Origin of the sequence: Streptomyces sp. NPDC050610, assembly GCF_040654875.1 — a bacterium.
In the GTDB taxonomy this organism is placed as follows: Bacteria; Actinomycetota; Actinomycetes; order Streptomycetales; family Streptomycetaceae; genus Streptomyces.
The window spans coordinates 1-24,410 of record NZ_JBFAIV010000054.1 but is presented as its reverse complement, the minus strand read 5'-3'; the positions used below and the strand labels follow the sequence as shown (position 1 = coordinate 24,410).

10 protein-coding genes and 1 pseudogene are annotated in these 24,410 nt (G+C 73.6%); 9 read left to right on the top strand and 2 right to left on the bottom strand.

What is annotated here, in order from left to right; translation table 11 throughout:
• Positions 1 to 117: 117 nt before the first annotated feature.
• The gene (locus tag AB0I22_RS37015) at positions 118 to 792 is read right to left on the bottom strand and encodes a 4'-phosphopantetheinyl transferase superfamily protein (RefSeq protein WP_363135432.1); all 675 of its coding nucleotides are present in this window, start codon (positions 790 to 792) and stop codon (positions 118 to 120) included.
• A 152-nt stretch (positions 793 to 944) separates the two neighbouring features.
• Entirely contained in the window at positions 945 to 3,974 is a 3,030-nt protein-coding gene (locus AB0I22_RS37010; RefSeq protein WP_363135418.1) for an amino acid adenylation domain-containing protein, read from the bottom strand.
• A 992-nt stretch (positions 3,975 to 4,966) separates the two neighbouring features.
• On the opposite strand from AB0I22_RS37010, the gene AB0I22_RS37005 reads away from it, so the two are divergent.
• The 9 genes and pseudogenes from AB0I22_RS37005 to AB0I22_RS36965 form a co-directional block, all read left to right on the top strand.
• Positions 4,967 to 8,941, top strand: coding sequence for an amino acid adenylation domain-containing protein (locus tag AB0I22_RS37005; protein ID WP_363135417.1), 3,975 nt, complete (start codon positions 4,967 to 4,969; stop codon positions 8,939 to 8,941).
• The gene (locus tag AB0I22_RS37000; protein ID WP_363135416.1) at positions 8,941 to 18,792 is read left to right on the top strand and encodes an amino acid adenylation domain-containing protein; all 9,852 of its coding nucleotides are present in this window, start codon (positions 8,941 to 8,943) and stop codon (positions 18,790 to 18,792) included. Before AB0I22_RS37005 ends, AB0I22_RS37000 begins: the two co-directional genes overlap by 1 nt.
• 97 nt (positions 18,793 to 18,889) lie before the next feature.
• On the top strand, positions 18,890 to 20,011 hold the full coding sequence (locus tag AB0I22_RS36995; RefSeq protein ID WP_363135415.1) for a GSCFA domain-containing protein: 1,122 nt from the start codon (positions 18,890 to 18,892) through the stop codon (positions 20,009 to 20,011).
• Entirely contained in the window at positions 19,974 to 20,669 is a 696-nt protein-coding gene (locus AB0I22_RS36990) for a hypothetical protein (RefSeq protein WP_363135414.1), read from the top strand. Before AB0I22_RS36995 ends, AB0I22_RS36990 begins: the two co-directional genes overlap by 38 nt.
• Positions 20,670 to 20,754: 85 nt before the next feature.
• Positions 20,755 to 21,627: a TauD/TfdA family dioxygenase gene (locus tag AB0I22_RS36985; RefSeq protein WP_363135413.1), complete on the top strand. Its 873-nt coding sequence runs from the start codon at positions 20,755 to 20,757 to the stop codon at positions 21,625 to 21,627.
• A gap of 233 nt (positions 21,628 to 21,860) precedes the next feature.
• A pseudogene (locus tag AB0I22_RS36980) lies at positions 21,861 to 22,544 on the top strand (transposase); the annotation flags it as partial.
• A gap of 154 nt (positions 22,545 to 22,698) precedes the next feature.
• The gene (locus AB0I22_RS36975) at positions 22,699 to 22,902 is read left to right on the top strand and encodes a hypothetical protein (RefSeq protein ID WP_363135436.1); all 204 of its coding nucleotides are present in this window, start codon (positions 22,699 to 22,701) and stop codon (positions 22,900 to 22,902) included.
• Positions 22,903 to 23,253, top strand: a complete 351-nt coding sequence (locus AB0I22_RS36970; RefSeq protein ID WP_363135435.1) for a hypothetical protein — start codon at positions 22,903 to 22,905, stop codon at positions 23,251 to 23,253.
• 185 nt (positions 23,254 to 23,438) lie between these two features.
• Positions 23,439 to 24,410: transposase (locus AB0I22_RS36965; RefSeq protein WP_363135412.1), on the top strand; the 972-nt coding region annotated here is incomplete at its 3' end.

Below are 24,410 nucleotides of genomic sequence, written 5' to 3'. Positions count from 1 at the left end.
CGTCTGCAACATTGCTTGATATCAAGATATCCCGTGGCCGCCCCCCTCTCGACAGGGCCCTGCCCCTCCCGGTGCGAGCGAGGGAGCGGAGGCGGAACGGGACCGTCGTCCAGGCTCTCAGCCGGCCGGCGGGTACGCGATGGCGGTGAGGACCAGCCCGTCCCGTACGAGCCAGCGGCCCTGGAACCCGGTGAGGGCGCGGCCGTCCGGGTCCTCGCGGCTGACCAGCAGGCGGGCGGTGAACGTGCCCTGTGCCGCACCGTCGGCCGCGTCGAATTCCAGGTGGGCCTCGTGGAAGTCCAGCCACGCGCCGGTCAGCGGGAACCAGGTCTTGTAGACGGACTCCTTGGCGCTGAACAGCAGCCGGTCCCAGTGCACGTCGGGCCGGAGTCCGGCCAGCGAGTCGAGCTGCCGCTGCTCGGCGGGGAGGGCGATGGACTCGTAGACGCCCTCGGGCAGCGGGCCGTGCGGCTCGGCGTCGATGCCAAGGGAGGCGATGTCCGTGCGGCGCGCCACGGCGGCGGCGCGGTAGCCGTCGCAGTGCGTCATGGAGCCGACGATGCCCTCCGGCCAGGCGGGGGCGCCGCGCTCGCCGTGCACCAGGGGCGCCGGAGGGCGGCCGAGCCGGGCCAGGGCCTGCCGGGCGCAGTGCCGGGCGGTGGTGAACTCGCGGCGCCGCTTGTCGACGGCCCGGGTGATCAGCGCCTCCTCCTCGGGGAAGAGGCGCGCGTCGGCGGGGTCCTCGAAGGACTCGGCGGACTCGGCCGCTGCGGGCAGCAGGCCGGCGATCATGGCATGCCCGCCGCTCCGCTCGCTCTCCCGGCCGCCGCTCCGTTGGTTGTCCCGTCCATTGACCCGTTCGCCGTTCCGGTCGTTGTCCTGGTCGCCGCTCCCGGGTCCGCGGGGCGGCGGTACGTCCGTACGCTCGTCGCGGCCCGTGCTCGTCACTGCGTCTCCTGGAGGTCGGCGACCACGGCGGCGATGCCCCGTACGGTCGGTTCGTCGAAGTAGGCGGACAGCGGCACGTCCACGTCGAGCCGTTCCAGTATGCGGGTGGATATCTGGGTCATGGTGATCGAGTGGCCGCCGAGGTCGAAGAGGTCCTCCGTGTCCCCCAGCGTGGGCAGCCGCAGCACCTCGCACCAGATCTCCCGGACCGCCTCCAGCGGGCTGTCCACGCCCGCCGACGCCGGGGCGGCGGGCTCGGGCGGCTCGGGCAGCGCCGCCCGGTCGAGCTTGCCGTTCGGCGTCGTCGGCAGGGCGTCCAGGGCGACGAATGCCTCGGGCACCATGTACGCGGGCAGCGCCGCCGCCAGTGCGCGGCGCAGCTCCCCCGCGTCCGAGCCGCCGACGTGGTAGCCGACCAGCCGCCCGTCGCGCACCGCGACGGCGGCCCGGTCGACGCCGTCCGCGGCGAGCAGCCGCGATTCGATCTCGCCGAGTTCGATGCGGTAGCCCCTGAGCTTGATCTGGTCGTCGGAGCGGCCGCGGAATTCCAGCTGCCCGTCGGGGCGGTGCCGTACCCGGTCGCCGGTCCGGTACATCCGGCTGCCCGGCCGCCCGTACGGATCGGGCGGGAACCGCTCGGCGTCCAGGTCCGGCCTGCCGACGTAGCCGCGGGCGAGGCCGGCACCGGCGATGTAGAGGTCGCCGGGCACGCCGACCGGGACCGGCGACAGGCGCTCGTCGAGCACGTAGGTCCGGGTGTTCGCCAGGGGGCGGCCGATCGTGACCCGGTCCGGGTCGGGGCCGATCTCCTGGGCCGTCGACCAGATGGTGGTCTCCGTCGGCCCGTACACGTTGACGAGCCGCGCGGTCCTCGGGCGCAGCCGCCGCGCGAAGGCCAGTGGCAGCGCCTCGCCGCCGACGAGGGCGGTGACGCCGGGCGCGTCGAAGCCGCCGTCGAGGAGCATCGCCCAGCCGGTGGGGGTCGCCTGTACGTGGGTGACCTCGTGCCGGGCCGCCAGGGCGGTCAGCTGCGCGCCGTCGCGCGTCTGGCTCTCGCTCGCGACGACCACGGTGGCGCCCGTGATGAGGGGGAGGAAGAGTTCCAGGCCGGAGATGTCGAAGGACACCGAGGTCAGCGCCAGCCAGGTGTCGGCGGGCCGGGCGCCGAGGAGCTCCTGGACGGAGAGCAGCAGGTTGGTCAGGGAGCGGTGCTCGATCTGGACGCCCTTCGGGCGGCCGGTCGAGCCGGAGGTGTAGATGACGTAGGCCAGGTCCCCGGGGGCCGGGGGCTCCGCCGGAACGGGGGCGTCCGGACCGTCGTCGGCAGAAGCGTCCGGGGCGAGGTCGGCGTCGGTCAGTTCGACGACGGCTCGGGAGTCCTCCATGACGTACTTCAGCCGCTCGGCCGGGTACTCCGAGTCGAGCGGGACATAGGCGGCCCCGGCCTTGAGGACCCCGAGCAGGGCCACCAGCAGCCGCTCCGAGCGGCTCGTCCGTACGGCCACGAGGGAGCCGTGGCCGATGCCCCTGCCGCGCAGCCGGGCCGCGAGCCGGTCCGCGTCGGCGTCCAGCTCCGCGTAGGTCAGGCGTCGGTCCGCGTGGACGACGGCGACGGCGTCGGGGGTACGGGCGGCGTGCTCGGCGATCAGCTCCGGGACCGTACGGGCCGGGTACGCCCTGGTGGTGTCGTGCCAGCCGGACAGCAGCCGCTTGCGCTCGTCCGGGCCGGTCAGCGGCAGCTCGGCGAGCGGGGTCCCGGGGGCGGCCGTGACGTGGCCGAGCACCGACAGCCAGTGCCGGGCGACGCTCTCGGCGCCCTCGCGCGTCATGGCGTCCGGCGGGTACTGGAGCATCACGTCGAATCCGTCGGCGGTGTCGGTCAGCTCGGCGCGGAGCGCGTTGCGGGCGGTGCGGTTGGAGATCTGCCACTCCACGGACACGTCCAGGCCGGCGAAGCTCGGCGGCGGCCCCATCCGGCGGTAGGACATGGTCACGGGCGCGAGCGCGACGCCCGGCCGCACCCTGGCCCCGGCCCGCCCGAGCGGCACCTCGCGCACCTGGTAGAGCTCGCGGAGTCCGCTCCGTACGGCGCGGGCGAAGTCCTCGAAGGGGGTGCCGCCCTCGGGCGCCGAGGCGAAGGGCAGCTCGTTGACGTGCACGCCGATGTGGTGGCGCTGCTCGGGGGTGCGGGTGCCGAGGTCGAGGGCGGTGACGGGCGTCTTGTTCCCGTAGCGGAAGAGGACGGCGTGGAAGGCGGCGGTGAGCAGTTCGAAGCGGCTCACGCCGATCCGCTCGGCGAGCGGCCCGAGCCGCGCGTGCAGTTCCTCGGGGAGGCCGAACTCCACCGAGTCCCCTTCGCCCGCCCCTTGGGCAGGGCCCTCCAGGCCGGGGAGCACGACGTCGTCGTCGCCGGGCGGGTGCTGCGCCCAATACCGCCGCGCGGCGGGCAGCTTGGCCGCGATCCGCTCCTCCTCGGCCCCCGCAGGCTCCTCCGGCACCGGCGCCATCGGTCCGGGGCCGCCGTCCGCGGCCTCCGCGATCTCCGCCTCGTAGCGCGCCGCGAGGTCGTTCACGAACGTCTGCATCGCCAGGCCGTCGAAGACGATGTGGTGGACGAGGAGGAGAAGGCGGTGCGCGCGGGGGCCGACGATCTGGAGCACCGGCCGGAACAGCGGGCCGCGGGCGAGGTCGTAACGGTCCGCCAGGTACGCGCGCAGGGCGTCCGGGCGCTCCGGCTCGACGACCAGTTCCGGCTGGACCGGGGCCGGTACGAGGTGGGGCACTCCGGCCCGGTCCTCGACGGCGCGGCCGAGCTGCCAGTGCGCGCGCTGTACGGCGGCGCACGCGCGGCGCAGCGCTTCGATGTCGAGGTCGCCGTCGAGGCGCACGGTGAACGCGATGTTGTGCACGGCCCCGCAGTCCGCGAGTGACTCGTTGAACCAGATTCCGCTCTGCGCGGCCGACGCGGGGCGCGCGGGGTCGCTGGTGTGGTCGGGGGTTCGCGGACTTGCTGGAGCTTCGGTCATCGAACACGTCCTGGGGCCATCGTGGTGGTCGGTGTTGAGCTCTTGTGCTGCGGCCGGGTGGGTCCCCGCGTCTGTGAGGCGCCCTCAATCTGCCTCATTGCGATCGGAATCCGCAACGTTTAGCGACGGTGTTCCCGGGCTACGGCCGCGTATTACTTGGCCGCAGCCGAAACCGAAGCCGGGGCGGAACCGGAAGCGGAACATCGACCATTGACACACTCAGCGAACCTGATCGATCATCCCTGGGTGACCAAGCGGCCACCACAGCACTCGAACCGGGCGCCGTGTTCCTAGCGATATCCGTCCGGCAGCACGGAAAGTTGGTGCGCGTCATGGGCACTTGCGGCGCCGGCCGGACCGGCCTCGGCCCGCGGCCGAAAGCGACCACGGGGGCCCCGGAGGCAGTCATGCGTTAAGGGAAGCATCGCGAGCCGAGCCCCGATTCCGGAATATCGCCGCCGCGATGGAAACCGTGAGGGAAACAGAAGCCCGCCGTGAGAGAAACAACACCCCCGAGAAATCCCGGCCAACTCGTGTGCGTCCGCGCGGAGTTCGCCTCGCCCCTGCCCGTACGCGCCGGGGGGCCGTACGTGCCGGTATGCCGGGCCGCGCGGCGCGGGAGCCGATGTCGCGGACCCGGCGTTCTCCCGCTCGCCGCCGTACGGACGTTTTCCGGATTCGGCCGAACACGGTGGCCGCGACGGGGGTTCGGCCGTCCTTGTCGGCCGCGGCGGGGGTTCGGCCGTTCGCGGTGAAGCGACGGGGACATGCGATCACCCGCGTCAATACCTCATGATGCCCACTGGTCCAGCGAACCGAAGCGAACCGAAGTCATCCAGCGATCCACAATGATCCGAAGTGATTGAGCCTCCCCCACAGGGAAAGGGCTGGTTTTGTCGGCGAATCAGACGTTCCGTAATTCTGCCTCCGATCGCCCCTCGGCGACGCGGAAGCAGACCGCCATCGAACCGCTGAAGAACCGTGCAGCGCCAATGGAGTTGTCCTTCTCCCAGCAGCGGCTGTGGTTTCTGGCGCAGTTGCCGGGGGCGAGCGAGGCGTACCACATGCCGCTGGCGCTCCGGCTCCGCGGGCCGCTGGACCGGGCGGCGCTGACCCGCGCCCTCGACGCGCTGACCGCCCGGCACGAGGTGCTGCGCACCCGGTTCGCCGCCACGGCGGGGACGCCCTTTCAGGTGGTCGGCCCGCCCGAGGCGGGTTTCGCCCTGCGTGCGCACGACCTGTCGGGTCTCGCCGGGGCCGACGCCGAGGAGCGCCTGGAGGAGCTGGCGCGCGAGGAGGCGGCCGAGCCGTTCGACCTGGCCGCGGGCCCGCCCGCGCGCGGGCGGCTGGTCATGCTGGGCGACGGCCATCACGTACTGATGGTGACGTTGCATCACATCGCGTCGGACGGCTGGTCGATGACGGTCCTCACGCGGGAGCTCGGGGAGCTGTACGCCGCGTTCCAGCGGGGCGAGGAGAGCCCGCTGCCGCCGCTGCCGGTGCAGTACGCGGACTACGCCGCCTGGCAGCGGCGGTGGTTGTCCGAGGACGGGCCGACCAAGGAGAGCGACTACTGGAAGGCCGCGCTGGCGGCGGCCCCGGCACTGCTGGAGGTGCCGGCGGACCGGCCGCGCCCGGCCGAGCAGGACTACCGCGGCGGATCGGTGCGGCTCGACTTCGGCGCGGAGCTGACCGGCGCGCTCAAGACGCTGGGCCGCCGCAACGGCAGCACCTTGTACATGACCGTGCTGGCCGGCTGGGCGCTGACCCTCTCCCGGCTGTCGGGCCAGGACGACGTGGTGATCGGCACGCCCGTCGCCAACCGCCGCCGCAGCGAGCTGGAAGGCCTGATCGGCTTCTTCGTCAACACCCTCGCGCTGCGGATCGACCTCTCCGGCGGGCCGGCCGTGGCCGACCTGCTCAAGCGGGTGCGGACCACTGCCCTGGCCGCCATGGACCACCAGGACCTGCCGTTCGAGCGGGTCGTGGAGCTGGTCAACCCGCCGCGCAGCCAGGCCCATACGCCGCTGTTCCAGACGATGTTCGCCTGGCAGAACGACGAGGGCGGCGAGCTGGCCCTGCCGGGCATCGAGACGTCGCCGCTCCAGTCGCCGTACGCGGTGGCCAAGTTCGACCTGACGCTGACGCTGTCGGAGGAGGACGGCCGGATCGTCGGCAGCCTGGACTACGCGGGCGCCCTCTTCGACGCCGCGACCGCGGAGCGCTACGGCCGTCACCTGCGGCGGGTGCTCACGCAGATGGCGGAGAACCCCGCGCGCGCGGCGCGGGCCGTGTCGCTGCTCGACGAGCGGGAGCGGCGGCAGGCGCTGGTGGACTGGAACGGCGGCGTCCGCGCCGGTGCGCCGGGCGGCGTCGTCGAGCGCTTCGAGGCCCAGGCGCGGGCGAACCCCGGACGGGCGGCGCTGGTGAGCGCCGGCGAACGGCTCGACTACGGCACGCTGGAGCGGCGCGCCAACCGGCTGGCGCACGGGCTGATCGCCCGCGGGGTGCGCCCCGGACAGCGGGTCGGCCTGCACGCGGGGCGCTCGGCGGACCTGGTGGTCGGCATCCTGGGCGTCCTCAAGGCCGGCGCCGCCTATGTGCCGATGGACCCCGTCCTGCCGCTGGAGCGGCTGACGGAGATGACGGCGGACGCCGCGCTGGTGCTGAGCGACGCCGCCGAACCGCCCGCGGGGTGGTCGAAGCTGACGGCGGTCGAGGCCGGGGGCGGGAGCGAGGACCCGGTCGGCATCGCGAACGACCCGGCCGGCCTGGCCTATGTGATCTACACGTCGGGCTCGACGGGCCGGCCCAAGGGCGTGGCGGCGACCCACGGCAATGTGCTCAACCTGCTGGACCACGGACTGGGGCAGTTCGGCGCCGAGCCCGGCGAGGGCGCCGCGCTCTGGTCGAGCATCGGCTTCGACTCCTCGGTGCAGGAGACCCTGCTGCCGCTCACCACCGGCGGCACCCTGCACCTGGTGCCGGAGGAGCTGCGCGGCGATCCGAGCGCGCTGATGGAGTGGCTGCGCTCCCACCGCATCGTGCAGACGTTCCTGCCGCCGGCGTTCATCAAGTGGATCGACGAGGCGCCCGAGGAGCGGCTGGCGGGGCTGATGGTGCGTCAGCTGCTGACGGGCGTGGAATCGCTGCCCGAAGGGGCGCTGTACCGCATGACGCGGCTGATGCCCGAACTGCGCGTGCTCTACGGCTACGGGCCGACGGAGACCACGGTCTACTGCACCGCCTACGTCGATCCGACGCCCGCAGCGCGGCAGTGCCCCATCGGCCGGCCGCTGGCCAACACGCGCGTCTACCTGCTCGACGAGCGGCTGGAGCCGGTGCCGGTCGGCGTGGCGGGCGAGATCTACGTCGGCGGCGCGGGGCTGACCCGGGGCTACCTCGGCCGGCCGGACCTGACCGCCGAGCGGTTCGTGGCCGATCCGTTCGCACCCGGCGAGCGGATGTACCGCAGCGGCGACCTGGCGCGCCGGCTGCCGGACGGCGACATCGAGTTCCTCGGCCGCGGCGACCGCCAGGTCAAGCTGCGCGGCTTCCGCATCGAGCCCGGCGAGATCGAGGCGGTGCTGCTGGAGCAGCCCGGCGTGCGCGAGGCGGCGGTGCTGGCGGACCACGGGCCCACCGGCGAACAGCGGCTGGTGGCCTGCGTCGGCCGGGGCGACGAGGAGCCGTGGTCGGCGGCCGAGTGGCGGGAGGCGCTGTCCCGGCGGCTGCCGGGCTACATGATCCCGGCGCTCTTCCTGGAGCTGCCGAGCCTGCCGCTGACCGTCAACGGCAAGCTCGACCGCGCGGCGCTGCTGGAGCGGGCCGGCGACGGCGGACCCGTCGTGGTCAACACGTCCAGCCCGCGCGACCACATCGAGTTGAAGCTCTATCAGATCTGGCAGCGGCTGCTGCTGCGCTCCCGGATCGGCATCCGGGACAGCTTCTTCGACATCGGCGGCAGCTCGATCTCCGCGATCAAGATGGCCCACGCCGTCGAGGAGGAGTTCGGCGAGAAGCTGCCACTGCGGGACATCATGCTGCACCCCACCATCGAGGAACTGGGCGGACGGCTGCGGCAGGGCGCCGACGGACGGCCGCCGAGCAACCTGATCGAGTTCCGCGCGGGCAGCGGGGCCCAAGTGGTCTGCGTCCACCCGGCGGGCGGCACCGCCTTCTGCTACCTGTCCCTCGCCAAGGCGCTCGGACCGGACTGCGGCGTCTACGGCATCCAGTCGCCCGGCGTGAACCCCGGCGAGACCTTCCTGCCCACGGTCGACGCCATGGCCGAGTCCTACCTGCGGCTCATCGAACCGCTGCCGGACGGGCCGCTGATCATCACCGGGCTCTCCTTCGGCGGACTCATCGCCCACGAGATGGGACGGCGGCTCGCGCAGGCCGGGCGCACCGACATGAGCGTCGTCCTGCTCGACGCCCAGGGCAGCGACGACCCGGACAACCGCCCCGGCATCGAGCCCGTCAGCATGGCCGAGTTCCGCGACAAACTGGTCAAGTTCAACGGCATGTACCCGGGCATCGACGACGAGCAGATCGAGCAGTACTACCGCATCTACTGCCACAACCGGGAATCCGCGCGCGACTACGACCCGCCGTCGACATCGGCCCGGCTGTTCCTGATGCAGGCCGTCGAGGGCGCCGACGAGGACTTCCTGCGCGACGTACGCGGCTTCTGGCGCCGCCGCGCCGAGGGCGACTACCTGGTGGAGCCGATGACCTGCGACCACTGGGAACTCCTGGAGGACGACGGCATCCCGCAGGTCGCCGCGGTGATCGAAGCCGAAGCGGCCCGTATCGCGGAAACCAGCCTGCCGCGCACCTCATCCGGCCTGCCGCGCACCGCATCCGGCCCGTCGCGCACCGCATCCAGCCCGGCGCGCACCGCATCACGTCCGCAGCCGCCCGCGGAGCGGAGTTCCGGTCCGGTCCCGGCGCAGGAGAACTGATGGCACCCTCATCGAAACCCGAGGCCGGCCGCCCGGCGGCCGGCCTCGCCCGGAACGTGCTCGCCCAGGCCCGTCGCACCCCGGCAGCCGTCGCGGTCGCCGACGGCGCGACACTGCTCGACTACGCCGGGCTCGACGCCGCGAGCGCCGCCGTCGCCCGCGCCCTGCGCCACCGCGGCGTCGGCCCCGGCCAGGCCGTGGCGGTCTGCCTGCCGCGCTCCTGGCAGCTGATCTGCGCCATGCTCGGCATCCTGCGGCTGGGCGCGGCGGTCGTACCGCTCGACGCGCAGAGCCCGCCCGCGCGCCGCCGCCACATCCTGGCCGACTCGGCGAGCGTCGCGGTGATCCACGGGGCGGAGGCGCCGGCCGGGCTGCCCGAGGACATCGCCGCGCTGGAGGTGGCCGAGCTGCTCGACGGCGGCTCGGATGCCGGTGGCCTCCGTGCCGCCGGTGCCGCGCCCGAGCTTCCGTGCTCTGACGCAGCGTTCTCGTTCCTCTTCTACACCTCGGGCACCACCGGTCTACCCAAGGGCGTCGAGGTGCGCGACGCCGGAATCCTGCGGCTGGCACGGCCGGGCTACCTCCGGCTGCCCGAGGCGCCGCGCTTCGCCGGCCTGTCCAACCCCGCCTTCGACGCGCTGAGTTTCGAGGTGTGGGTGCCCCTCCTGACCGGCGGCAGCTGCGTGATCCTCGACGACGCGACGGTGCAGGACCCCGACCTGCTGGCGGCCGCGCTGGAACGCGAGCGGATCGACGCGCTGTTCATGACCGCCGCGCTGTTCAACGCGGTGGTCGACAAGGCGCCGCACTGCTTCTCCGGCGTCGGCCAGGTGCTGGTGGGCGGCGAGCAGCTCAACGCCCGCCTCATCCGCCGCTGGTACCGCGACAACCCCGCCTGCCGCACCCAGCTCGTCAACGGATACGGCCCCACCGAGACCTCCACCTTCGCCGTCTGCCACCCGATCCCCCGCGACTTCGACGGCGAGGTGGTGCCGATCGGGCGCGTACTGCCGGGCACCGAGGCGGTGCCCGTGGTCGACGGCGCCCGGCTCGCCGAGACCGGCGAGGCGGCCGAACTCCTCATCACCGGCGAGGCGCTGGCGAACGGCTACCGCAATCTGCCCGACGAGACCGCGCGCCGGTTCGTCCGGCTGCCCTGGCTCGACGGCGGCCGCGCCCGCTACTACCGCACCGGTGACCTCGTACGCCAGGACGCCACCGGACTCATCACGTACGTGGGGCGCCTGGACCGCCAGGTCAAGGTGCGCGGCTTCCGCATCGAACCGGGCGAAATCGAGGCGCGCATCACCGCCCACGCCGCCGTGCGGCAGGCCCACGTCTGCACCCGCCGCGACGCGGCCGACGCCGCGAACGAACTGCTGGCCTACCTGGTACTCGGCGCCGACCTGTCCTTCGACGACTTCGACCGGCACCTGGCGGCCGCCCTGCCCGCGTACATGCGCCCGCACCGCGTTCACCGCGTCGACGAGCTGCCCCGCAACGCCAACGGCAAGGTCGACGAGGCGGCGCTGCTCCGCCGCGCCGATACGCCCTGGCGGCGCGCCGAGAGCGACGACACGGCGGCCACCGGCCACCAGCGCGAGGTGCTCGACCTCGCGGGCCAGGTGCTGGGCGCCTCGGAACTGCGGCTCGGCGACCGCTGGATAGCCAACGGCGGCGACTCCCTCAAGGCCCTGCGGCTGCGCTTCGAGGTCCGGCGGCGCTGGGGCCGCGAAGTGCCCCAAGCCCTCGTCCTGCGCGCGACCTTCGAGGAGCTGGCCGCCGCCATCGCGGCGGACCGGGACGAGAACGAACCCCCGTACCCGGTGCCCGCACCCCCCTCTGGCGCGCGCTCCGCCCCCGCCACGTCCGAACAGCAGCGGCTGTGGCTCCTCCAGCAGCGCGACCCGCACTCCCGCGCGTACAACGTGGGACTCGCCTTCCGGCTGGAGGGCACGGTCGACACCGACGCGCTGCGGCACTCGCTCCGGCGGCTGGTGGCACGCCACGCGGCGCTGCGGACCGCCTTCGAAGCCGCGCCGGAGGGGCTGCGACAGGTGGTCGCGGAGCCGTACGACCCGTGGACTCCGGTGCCTGTGCCGGTGCCTGTGCCGGTGCCGATGCCGCTTGACGCGGAGGCGGGCGGCGTGGAGCCGGGCGGTACGTCACCGGGGAGCACGCCGCGAAGCGGTACGTCACCGGGCGGTGCGTCCCCAGTCGGTACGGAACCGGGTGGCGCGGAAGCAGGTGTCGCGGCAGCGAACAGCGTAGAGGCGGGCAACTCCGCACCGCGCGGCGCTGAGCCAGACAGCCCGGAACCAGGTGGCCCAGGAGCAAGCAGCCCGGAGCCGGCGAGCGGCGAAGCCGAGTGGCGGGCCGTCGCCGACCGGTTCTTCGGGGAGCCCTTCGACCTGGGGCGGCCGCGGATGTTCCAGGCGTGCTGGCTGCCCGCCGAGGGCAGCGGCGGTGTGCTGCTCTTGCGTCTGCATCACATCGCCGTCGACGGCTGGTCGCTCAACGTCATCTTCCGCGAGCTCTCGGCGGACTACGCGGCGGCGCTGAGCGGCACGGAGCACGGCGGCGAGAGCGACGACAGAAGCAAGAGCAGCGAGAGCAGCGAGGACCGTCCCGCGCCGACGCCGCTCGACTACGCCGCCTGGCAGGCCGACTGGTTCGCCCAACCCGCCTACGGGGCCCAGCGCGCCGCGCTGGCGGAGCACTACGGCGACGGCGACCCGGACGAGGCCGCGCCGCCGCTGGACCCCAGCCCCGTCCCGGCCCGCGGCACCGGCCGGCTGCTGTACACCACGCTCGGCGAGGACCGGCGCCGCGCGCTCGACGCGCTGGGCGCGGAGCTGGGGCTCACCCGGTTCCAGGTGCTGCTGGGCGTGTTCGCCTGGAGCCTGTACGGAGTGACCGGCCGCGGCCGGCCGCGGATCGCCGGGCCGGTGGCCAACCGTCCGGTGCAGGACTTCGAGTCCGGCGTCGGCATGTTCGCCAACACCGTGCTGCTGCCGCTGGACCTGGACCCCGCCGAAGGCCTGCGTGCCCAGCTCCGGCGGCACGGCGCCGACGCGCGGCGGGTACTGGACCGGCAGGACGTGGCGCTGGCCGATGTGCTGGCCGACCAGGGCCCGCGCACCGACGGCCCGCCCTTCGACTTCATGTTCGTCCTGGAGAACACGGACTTCGACACGCTGGCGCTGCCCGGCAGCCGCTCCCGCCCGCTGTGGCCCGTGGCGGCCGACGCGAAGTGCCCGCTGACGCTGTCCGTGGTCGAGCGCGGCACCGGCTTCGACTGCCTGTGGGAGTACGCCGACGGCCAGTTCGACGCCGCCGAGGTACGCGCCCTGGACGGGCTGTTCCGGCGCGCCCTGGACAGCCTGGCCGAGGGCGGTACGGACACGCTGGCCGAGCTGGTGGCCCCGTACCGGCGCGGTCTGCCGGACCCCGGCCGCGCCCCCGCGCTGTCGCCGGACTTCGCCACGGTGGCCGACGGTTTCGCCCGCCAGGTGCGCCGGACGCCCGACGCCCCGGCGCTCACGAGCGGCGACCGCACCCTGAGCTACGCCGAACTCGACGCGTACGCCGCCGCGCTGGCCGCCGAACTGCGCACCCGCTTCCCGCTGCCCGCGGACGACGGCCTGCCCCGCCGCGTCGCGCTGCACTTCGAGCCGTCGGTCGAGCACGTGGTGGCGCTGCTGGCGCTGGCCCGGCTCAACCTCACCATCGTGCCGCTGGACCCGTCCTATCCCCCGGCGCTGCTGCGGCAGATCCTGGACCAGGTGGAACCGCTGTGCGTCCTGGTGGCGCCGGGCGGCGAGGCCGCCGTCGACGCGATCGCCCCGGCCGGCCTGCCCCGCCACCCGGTGGTCCTGTCGTCGGCCGCCGCGCCGCAACCGCCGCCGCACGACGGTCGCCGGCCGCTCTACACCCTGTTCACCTCCGGCTCCACCGGTACGCCCAAGGGCGTGCAGGTGCCGGACCGTACGCTGTGCGATCTGCTGCACTGGCAGACCGAGGCGGGCGGGCTGCCGGGCGGCGCCGTCACGCAGCAGTTCTCCATGCTGTCCTTCGACGTCTCCTTCCAGGAGGTCTTCGGCACGCTGTGCGGGGGCGGTCGCCTCACGCTCGTACGGCCGAGCTGGCGGCAGGACGCGCCGGCGCTCCTGGAGCAGCTCGAAGAGGCAGGCGTGGAGCGCGTCTTCATGCCGTATGTGGCCTTGCAGCTGCTGGCCGAGCACGGCGTGCGGCTGGGCCGCTTTCCCTCCCGGCTGCGGGAGGTGGTCACGGCGGGCGAGCAGTTGCTGTGCACCGACGCGATCCGGCGCTGGTTCGCGGGCATGCCCGGCGCGCGCCTGTTCAACCACTACGGGCCGTCCGAGACGCACGTGGTCAGCGCGCTCCGCCTGGACGGCGATCCGGCGCGCTGGCCGGCCCGGCCGTCCGTCGGCAGACCCGTCGCGGGCGCCTGGCTGCGCGTCGTCGACGAGGCCGGCGAGCCCGTGCCGCCCGGCTGCCCCGGCCGGCTGCTGATCGGCGGCACGATGGTCACGCCCTGCTACCTGGGCGATCCGGCGCTCAACGAGGAGCGCTTCGTGAAGGTGCCCGGCCTGGGCACGTTCTACCGCAGCGGCGACCGGGCGCGGTTCGACCGCGACGGCCTGCTCCACTATCTGGGCCGCGACGACCAGCAGATCAAACTGAGCGGCTACCGGCTGGAGTTGGGCCAGATCGAAGCGGCCCTGCTGCGCCACCCGGACATCGTGAACGCGGTGGTGGTACGGGACGGCGAGCGGCTGACGGCCTGCCTGCAGTGCCGCACCGGTGCGCCACGGCCCACGCGGGAGGCCCTGACGGCCCATCTCGCGCCGCTGCTGCCGCCGTACGCGCGTATCGACCGCTTCCGTCTCCTCGACGCGCTGCCGCTCACCCCCAGCGGCAAGCTGGACCGGCGGCAGGCGCTCACCGCGCCCGGCGAGGAACTGCGCCCGCGCGCCGCCGCCGCGCCGGTCCGCTCCGCGCGCGAGAACCGGCTGACCGAGCTGTTCGAGGAGGTCGTCGGCAGGCCCATCGGCCTGGAGGAACGCTTCTTCGACGCCGGTGCCACCAGCCTCGACCTGATGCGTTTCCATCTGCGCTGCACGGCGGAGCCGGAGCTCGGCTTCACCATCCCCGACCTGTTCGAGCACGTCACCATCGGCCGGCTGGCCCGCTTCCTCGACGACCGGGCGGCCACGGCCACTGCCGCTGCCACGGCCGAGGCGACCGCCCCCGAGACGGCTGGAGCGGCTGACGAGCCGGTGGCCGTCGTCGGCATGGCGGTACGGCTACCCGGCGCCGACGACCTGGCCTCCTTCTGGGAGATGGTGGAGAGCGGCGGCCGGGGCATCGAGCACTTCGACGCCGCCGACGGCCTGGTCGGCGCCCGCAGTTGGATGAGCGGTCTCCTCTCCTTCGACCCGGAGCACTTCGGCCTCAGCCGGCAGGAGGCGCGGCTGATGGACCCTCAGCAGCGCCATCTGCTAATGGCCTCCGTCCAGGCACTGGCCCACGCGGGCATCACAGGGACGTCCTGGGTCGCCGAGGCCGGTGAACCCGCCAACTCCGCCGGGATGGCCGGGACCGCCGGGGCCGCCGGGAGCGCTGGCACGGCCAGCGCTGTCGGTCCGGCCAGGACGGCCGGCACCGCCGGGACGGCCGGCACCACCGGCGCGGCTGACACCCCCTCAACGGCCAAGCGCCAGCGCATCGGCATCGTCGCCGGCTGCGGCGAGAACACCTACTACCAGTCCATGCTCCGCGACGCCGACCCGAACCGGCTGCCCGACGGCTTTCAGCTCGCCCTCCACCACGAGAAGGACTTCCTCGCCACCAAGGTCGCCTACCACCTCGATCTGACGGGCCCCGCCCTCACCGTGCAGGCGTCCTGCGCCAGTTCGCTGGCGGCGGTCCATGTGGCCGCCGGGCTGCTGCGGCAGGGCGACGCCGAGGTGATGCTGGCGGGCGGGGTGCTGATCGACACCCTGCTCGGCGGCGGCTACCGCTACCGGCCGCAGCACATCTTCTCCAAGGACGGGCACTGCCGACCGTTCAGCGACGACGCCAGCGGCACCATCGGGGGCAGCGGCGTCGGCGTGGTGGTCCTCAAGCCGCTGCGGCTCGCGCGGCGGGACGGCGACACGGTCTACGCGGTGATCAAGGGTTCGGCCCTCAACAACGACGGCTCGGGCAAGCTCAGTTACAGCGCGCCCTCGCTCGCCGGGCAGCGTGAGGCGATCCGCACCGCGCTGCGCCGCAGCGGCCGCGGCGGCGCAGACGTCGGCTACGTGGAGGCGCACGGCACCGGCACCCAGCTCGGCGACCCGGTCGAGGTCGGCGCGTTGCGCCAGGCATTCGGCCCGACCGGGCCGGAGAGCTGCGCGCTGGCGTCGGTGAAGAGCCAGATCGGCCACCTGGGCGCCGCCTCGGGCGTGATCGGGCTCGTACGGGCCGCCCTCGCCGTCCGCCACGGGGTGATCCCGCCCAACGTCGACTTCCACCGCCCCAACCCGCGGCTCGCCGCCGACCTCGCGCCGTTCCGCATCCCCACCCGATCGGAGCCCTGGCCCGCCGGGCGGCCCCGAGTAGCGGCGGTGAGCAGCTTCGGCATCGGCGGCACCAACGCCCATCTGGTGCTGGAGGCCGCCGAGTCCGCCCCGCCGCCCGCCGCCGGGCCGTGCCTGATGCTCTCCAGCAGCAGCACGGCCGGGCTGCGCGCCGACGCCCTGCGCGTCGCCGACTATCTGACGGCCCGCCCCGAGGCGTACGGGCAGGTGCTGCGCCACCTCCAGGCCGGCCGCGTACAGCGGCGCCTGCGGGCGGCGACGGTGCTGGCCGACGCGGCGGACGCGGCGGCCTGGCTGCGCGAGGTCGGCTCCGGCGAGGTGACTCCTTCGGGAGCTTCGAGGCCTTCAGCGGCATCGGGCCCGTCAGCGGCTTCGCAGGCGACGCGAGACCGAGCGACGCAGGGCGAGAGGCTGCCGGACGAGGGGCCCCTCCGCGCCGAGGACCTGACGCCCGAGGAGGCTGCCGCCGCCTGGCTGGCCGGAGCGGAGCTCCAGTGGCCCGCCGGACCGGCGTCGGCGCCCTGGGACTTCCCGCCGCCCGCCTTCGCGCTGGCCGACTACGACTTCGAACGCGCCGCCCCGAAGACCGCCACGGCGGCGGAAGCGCCCGGAGCGGGCGGCTGGGAGATGCCGCCTCGGCTGCCCGAGGCCGACTGGCTGCACCAGCCGCACTGGGTGCGGCTGAGCCGCGCCACCGCCGGCGGCGCGTCCGCCGCGCCCGGCCTGCTGGTCGCGATGACGGCCGCGCCGCTCCCGCCCGAGGCGCTGCGCCCCTTCGCGGCGGCCTACGAACGGGTGGTGCGGGTCAGCGCGGCGGGCTCATTCGCCCGGCTCGGCGACGACGTGTACGAAGTCGACCCGGCCGACCCGGCCTCGCTGCGGCAGCTCCTGGACGAGCTGTCCGAGGCGGGCGCGGCCGGCGTCGACTGGCTGCACGCGCTGCCGCTGTCCGTCGACGGCCCGGTGGGCGAGGACGCGCTCGCGCGGGCCCAGTGGGCCTGCGTGGACACCCCGGCCGCCCTGCTCCAGGCGGTCGGCGGCCTGTCGTGGCCCGCCCGGCTGCGCCCCTGGTGGCTCTCGCACCAGGCCCAGCCGGTCGAAGGGGCCGTGCGGCGCCCGGAGTCGAGCCTGCTGGCGGGCGTCTGCGAGGTCGCGCCGCAGGAGTGCGCGGTCGACGGCCACTGGCTGGACCTGCCCAGCGCCGACCCGGCCGACTGGGCGCCGCTGCTCCCCGCCCTCCTCGCCGGCGCCGACGCCGCCACGGCGCTGCCGCGCCGGCTGGCCCTGCGCCAGGGCTACTGGTGGCGACAGGCGCTGCTGCCGGTGCCCGGACCCGCCCCGGCGGCGCCCTTCGCGCTGCCCGCGCGAGGCGGCACGTATCTGATCCTCGGCGGTACCGGCGGCATCGGCGCCAGCATCGCGGCCTGGCTGCTGGAGGAGCGGCCCGACTGCCGCGCGCTGCTGCTGTCCCGGCGGCCGGAACTGCCGGCCGACCTGGCGCCGTGGGCGGACCGCGTCGAGCTGATCGAGGCCGATCTGGCCGAGGCGACGCCCGAGGAGATCATGGGCCGACTGGACGGCCTCGCGTACGCCGGCCGGATCGACGGTGTCGTACATGCCGCGGGGGCGGGGGCCGGCGGTCTGATCGCCCGGCGCGATGCCCCCGCGATGCGCCGGGCCATGGCCGCCAAGCTGCGCGGCGCCCTGCTGGTGGAGCGGCTGATCGAACGTCACCGGCCGGTGTTCGCGGCGTACTGCTCGTCGATGGCCGCGCTGTTCGGCGGCGTCGGCCAGCTCGACTACGCCGCCGCGGCCGGTCTTCTGGACGGCTTCGCCCGGCACCGGGCCGGGGAGGCGGAGACCACCGTGCGGATCGGCGTGGACTGGGACATCTGGAGCGAGGTCGGCATGGCCCGGCACGCGCTGCGGTCGGACCCCCGCCACCAGGCCCACCTGACCGTCGGCCTGGCGGTGAAGGAAGGGCAGCGGCTGTTCGCGCAGGCGCTCCAGCTGCAACTGCCGCAACTGCTGGTCTCCACGACCGACATCGAGCGGGCGCGCGGCTTCTACGCGCCGGACGCCGGCGCCCCGAAGACCGATGCTCCGAAGACCGATGCTCCGAAGGGGGGCCCGTCCAAGGCCGGCGTGCCTTCGTCCGTACCGGGTCCGGACGAAGTCCCCGCCCCCGCTACGACGGCGGCTTCGGCGGCCGAGCGGCTGTCCACCTGGCTGTGCGACTGGCTGGGCCTGGACGGACTCGACCCGGCCGCCTCGCTCTACGACCACGGCGCCGATTCGCTGACGCTCCTCGACCTGATCGGCGAGGTGAAGGACCACTTCGGCGTCGACCTGGAGCTGTCCCAGCTGAGCCACCAGGTGAGCCTGGCCGAGGTGCTGGCGCGGCTGGACGAGGCGGCGCCCGCCGGGCCGTCCGCCGAAATGTCCACGACGGCAGCCGTGGCGGCGTCCACCGAGGCCCCCGTGACGCTGGAGGTCTGGCAGCCGGGCGAGGGGCGCGACGTGCTGTGCCTGGTCCACCCGGTCGGCGGGGACATCCAGGCGTACCGGGCACTGGTCTCGGCCCTCGATCCGCGGCTCACCGTCTGTCTGATCGCCGACCCCGGACTGCTCCGCCCCCACCCGCCCGCCTGGTCGCTGGCCGAACGGGCGCGCCGCTACCACGCCGCGCTCGAAGCCCGCTTCCCGCACAGCGAGTGGCGCCGGCAACTGGCCGGCTGGTCCTTCGGGGCGTGGGTGGCGCAGTCGATGGCGGCCGAGGCGGAGGCCGCCGGCCGCCCGGCGGCCGGGCTCTACCTGGTGGACCCGCCACCGCCGGACGCCGGGCCGCACTTCGCCGCCTACGACGAGACGCAGCTCGAAGCGGTCTTCGCCCACGAGCTGGGCCAGGGCGGCGCGGGCGCGCCCGCGAGCCAGGAGGCGGCGGCGTACGCGGAACGGCTGGCGCGCTGCTGCCGCGCCAACCTGGCGGGCATGGCGGGGCACGAGCCGCCGCCGCTGTCCGGCACGCCCAGCCGACTCTGGCTCGCCGGCCGGCCGGTGGCGGGCCTGCCCGCACTGGGTTCCGCGCGGGAGCAGCAGCGGCAGTGGCGGGCGCTGCTGCCGGAGCCCGCGGGCTCGTACGTCCTCGACACCACCCACTACGGCATCGTCCGGCCGCCGGGGGTGCGGGTGGTGGCCGACGCCATCAACGCCGCGTCGCTGCCCGACCCCGCGCCGCGCTGACACCGGCCACGAGCCGGTGCCGCCCACCGCAGGACCGGCCCGGCCACGGACCGGCGCCGCCCACGAGCCCACGAGCCCACGACAGGAAGAGTTGGACTTGGACACCACCGGCACCGGGCCGAGCCCGGCCCCCGCGACGGGCAACCCCTACCAATCGCTGCCGCCGCGCTCGTTCTGGCGCTCCGCCGTGGCCGAGCCGGACATGACGGACATCGGCGGGCTGTGGTCCCCCAAGTTCGGCATCGGGCAGGACGAGCCGGTCCTCACCGCCGGTTCGTGCTTCGCCCGTCACATCGGCCGCGCGCTGCGCGAGCGCGGCATGAACTGGCGCGACGCCGAACCGGCCCCGCCGGGGCTGACCGAGGCCGAGCGGACGGCCCGCCACTACGGCGTGTTCTCCTTCCGCACCGGGAACATCTACACCGCCGCCATGCTGCGGCAGTGGCTGTCCTGGGCGCACGGCGAGACCGCGCCGCCCGACGAGGTCTGGAGCGAGGACGGCCGCTTCTTCGACCCGTTCCGCCCGGCCGTCGAACCCTCGGGCCACGCCTCGGCCGAGGAGGTACGGGCCGCGCGCCGGTCGACACTCGGGGCCATCCGCGAGGCCGTGGCGGGGGCGGGCGTGCTCATCTTCACCCTCGGTCTGACCGAAGCGTGGCGGGACCGGGCGACGGGCACGGTCCACCCGGTCTGCCCCGGCACGGTGCGCGGCACGTACGACGCCGAGCGGTACGCGTTCCACAACTTCACCTATCCCGAGGTGTACGACGACCTGTCGGCGGCCATCGGGCTGGCCCGCGCCGCCAATCCCCGGCTGCGCGTCCTGCTGACCGTGTCGCCGGTGCCGCTGACGGCGACCGCCACCGGCGGCCATGCTCTGACGGCCACCACGTACTCCAAGTCCGTGCTGCGGGCGGTGGCCGGCCAACTGGCTCTGGAACTCGGCCACGTCGACTACTTCCCCGCGTACGAGCTGGTCACGGGCTTCCCGTTCAAGGGGACGTGGTTCGAGCCGAACCTGCGCACGGTCGCGCCGGAGGGCGTCGCCTTCGTCATGCGCCACTTCTTCGACGGACTGGCACAGAGCCCCGCCGCCCCCGAACCGGCCCGGCCCGCCGAGCCCGACGCACCTGCCGCACCTGCCGCACCTGCCGCACCTGCCACCGGAGAGGACTTCTGGTGTGACGACGCCGTACTCGACTACTACAACCCCCGCTAGGTTCCTGCTCCTGGGCGACTCGCACGCGGGGCCGATCGGCCGGGCGGCGAAGGAGGCCGGCATTCCGTTCAGCGGCGGCCCGATCGGGGCCGGGCGCGACTTCAACGCCGACTTCTTCGACGTGCGCGAGGGCGACGTCGTATTCCGCAAGCCGCAGGCGGACGCCTACTACCGCGGCTTCCTGACCGAACTGGACGCGGCCGGACTCGACCGGCTGACGGTCCCGCTGGTGGCGACGTTCGGCTTCAGCGCCCACTTCATCGCCACCACCCAGAACTGGCACATCTACCGCACCCGCGACGGCGGTTTCCCACCCGGCTTCCTGACCGGCCCGCTGTTCGACGCCATCGTCCGCGCCACGGTCCGCGACGCGCTTGCCTTCTACGCGCACGCGCACGCCATGGGCCTGCGGGTGCTGGCGGCGATGGGCCCGCAGCGGGTGCCGAGCTTCTCCGACCCGGTGGTCTTCAGGGCGGCGCAGGACGTCGTGCGCGGCGCGCTGGCCGAACTCGGCGTGGAGATCGTGGACCTGCGGTCGCGCGTGACCGGCGAGGACGGCTTCCAGCGCCCCGAACTGTGCGAGACCAACGACGTGATCCACGGCAATCTGGCGTTCGGCCGGCTGATCCTGGTGGAGCTGCTGGAACGGGGACTCTGAGCACGCACGGCACCGCGACATCACCACCGACATCGTCATCGTCTTCGGCCGATGTCACTCACCCCCCGATCCTCAGGAGGATGGAATGGAGCAGTACGCACTGGATGCCGTCGAGCGCATCACCACCAGGCCGCCGGAGGTCTACGACTCCATCGGCGTCGATCCGCTGACGCCGCTGACGGGCGCGGAGATCTCGGGTCTGGACCTGTCCAAGGAGTTGACGGAGGGACAGGTCGACGAGCTCAAGCGCGCGTTCCTCGCCCATCATGTGCTGGTCTTCCGCGACCAGACCATCTCGGGCGACGACCACAAGCGGATCGCCGGCCACTTCGGCGAACTGCACCTGGTGGCGGCGCCCGCCGAGGACTCCGACCCGTACATCCTCGAACTCAGCACCACCAAGGACTCGCGCGCCGTGGCGGGCAACGGCTGGCACGCCGACGGCACCGCCGACGCCGAGCCCTCGCTCGGCTCGATGCTCTACATCACCCGCACCCCGGAGATCGGCAGCGGCGGCGACACGCTGTTCGCCAACATGCACCTGGCGTACGACCTGCTGTCGCCGGCCATGAAGACGTTCCTCGACGGGCTGACCGCGGTCCACGACGGGCTGCTGCCCTGGCAGGGCGAGACCCCGCCGGCCGACTACGTCGTCCCCAAGAACGAGCACCCGGTAGTGGCGCGCCACCCCGAGACCGGCCGCAAGCTGCTGTTCGTCAACGGCGCCTACACGTCCCACATACCGCAGCTCTCACGCGCCGAGAGCCGGGCGGTACTGGACATGCTCTACGCCCACATCGCCGGCACGCCCATGCTGTCCTGCCGGGTCCGCTGGGCCCCGAACACCCTGGTGTTCTGGGACAACCGCTGCGTACAACACCACGCGACGTGGGACTACTACCCCCACTCGCGCTACGGCCAGCGCATCGCCATCAAGGGCCAGCGGCCTCGGGCCTGACTGGTCGTCTGGTCTCGCGCGGGCCGCACTCAACGACAGGGCGATCGTGCGGGGCCTTGTCCCGATGTACCGCTGGCGGGCGACTCCGTCAGCGGACAAAGGGCCGGGGCCCAGGGAACGGGACACATCGGACTCGAAGGCCACGAACACGAATCTAGCGGTAGTTCGTTGAATCAAGCTTGGTGGCGGGTAGGCGCCGGGTGAGGAGTCTTCTCGCGAGGGGAGGGTCGGCGATGACCGAGCCGAAGCCGTGTCCGTCTGCTCCAGGGCCGCTGGAGGCGTATGCCGCGTGGTTCGACGACTGCTTCACGCATATCGCCCAGCGAAGCGGATTCCGCATCTTCCTGACGGGGCTGCTGCCGCCACGGGACCGCAACAAGACGCTGACCTGCCTGGCCGGGGCCGAGCCGGTCGCCGAGGCCGGACGGCCGGAGGTGCAGCGGCTGCAGTTCTTCCTGTCCGAGTCGTGCTGGGAACCCGAGAAAGTCAACCAGGTGCGCCTGGACCTGCTGCTGAGCGACCGTCACACCGCTCCGAACGCCGACGGAGTGCTGGTCGTGGACGACTCCGGCGACCGCAAGGACGGCACGAAGACCGCCTTCACCGGGCGGCAGTGGCTGGGACGGCTGGGCAAGACCGACAACGGCATCGTCACGGTCACCACCTTGTGGGCCGACGAGGAACTGTACTGCCCGCTGTTCGCCGACCCCTACACCCCCGCGAAGCGCCTGGCCGGCGGGAAGAACGACCCAGCCTTCCGCACCAAGTGGCAGCTCGCGGCCGATCAGGCCGGGCGCGCTGGCTCGGCCGACGTGCGTTTTCGCGCGGTGGTCGCCGACTGCGGCTACGGCGACATCGACAACTGGCGCGCCGCTCTGCGCGAGCAGCGGCTGCCCTTCGTGGTGGCCGTCAAGCCGCGCCGGGGCGCCTGGGCCTACGGCGAGCAGGCGCACACGCCCCAGGACGCCGCACGCGACCTGGCCTGGAACGGACGATCCCGGCGACTGGGCACCGATCGAGCGCCGCTTCCGCGACGGGCACACCACCACCTGGTGGGCGGCCAAGGCCACCTTGGGCTGGTGGGGGCCCAACGGGACGACCCGGCTGGTCGTCGCCACCGCCGACCCGTCCACGGTGCCGGAGAAGGCCACCTGGTACCTGGCCACCGACCTGTCCCGCCCCGGCGGCCCGCACGATCCCGCGGCCGGCGGCGACAGCCCACACCGCCCCGCCGACCTGACCGAACTCGTCCACCTCTACGGACTGCGGCACTGAGTGGAGCAGGGCTACAAACAGGTCAAGGACGAACTCGGCTGGGCCAATTTCCAGGTCCGCTCCAAGCAGGCCATCCGCCGCCATCAGGTCCTGGTCCACTGCGCATTCAGCTTCTGCTGGGACACCTGGTTCATCGACGGCCCGGGCGCCGACCCGCCGCCCGACGGGGCGCCAGAGACGGGGCACCGCCGAAGGGCACCAGGACTCCCGACCGCCCGAGCGGCCCGCGTCCGCTCCTCCGCAACACCCGACCTGGCCCAGTGCCCTGCGCCAGGTCCGCTCCTGGCTGACCCCCGCCATCGCGCTCGCACGCTGCTGGCGCGCCTGGTCGAAGGCGCCCCCACCCGCTGACCTGCAGGCTCTCATCGACAACGTCGAAGCAGGACTGGGCATCCACCTCTATCTGCCACCTTGATTCAACGAACTACCGCTAGCCTCGGCGTTTCAGTTGGGGTCCGTCCGAATCATGGGCGGTAACGCGAAAGTGCCTTCTGAGCTGGGACGATGAACCTTGTCGAGGGGTTCTGTCGGTCCAGGTGGAAGGCACTTTCTGCGTGCAGGGTATCGGTTCTCGTCCCAGGCCTCATGTCTCCGCCGATGGTGCGGGGGTGGTCGGGCATGCCGGGGCACGATTGCTGGCCGATCTCGCCGATGTCACCGGACTGACCAGCGCGTACTCCACCGTGTTGAGACCGCTTCGGCCACGCGGCACCGGCCATGACCCGGGCCGGATCGCGACCGACCTCGCGGTGATGCTCGCTGACGGCGGCGACACCATCACGGATCTGGCCGTCCTGCGTGACCAGGGCGAGGTGTTCGGCCCGGTCGCCTCGACGCCGACTGCCTGGCGACTGTTGGCCAGCGTCGACGAACGCATGCTTGACCGCCTGCGCTCGGCCCGCGCCCAGGCCCGGGAAGTGGCCTGGCTGCAGGCATCCGAGACCCGCTGCGGCATACCGCCGGCGAAAGCCGGCGGACAGGAACTACCCGGCCTGGTCCTGGACATCGACGCCACACTGATCACCTGCCACTCCGAGAAGGAGGCGGCCGCACCCACCTACAAAGGCGGCTTCGGCTTCCATCCTCTGGTGTGTTTCCTGGCCAACACCGGCGAGGGCCTGTCCGGGCGGCTGCGGCCCGGGAACGCCGGAGCCAACACGGCCGCGGACCATATCGCGGTTCTGGACGACGCTCTCGCGCAGATCCCCGACGCCCACCGGCACGGCACTGACATCCTCGTCCGCACCGACAGCGCCGGATCCGCGAAGGTCTTCCTCACCCACGTCCGAAATCTGCGCACACGCGGAATCCGCACCCTCTTCTCGGTCGGATACGCGGTCACCGAGCCGGTCCGCCGCGCGATCCGCGCCCTGCCCGACCAGGTCTGGCACCCCGCCCTGGACCAGGACGGCACCCTCCGCGAGTCCGCCGAGGCCGCCGAGCCGACCGGCATGACCGACCTTGCCGGCTACCCGGCCGGCACCCGCATCATCGTCCGCCGCGAACGC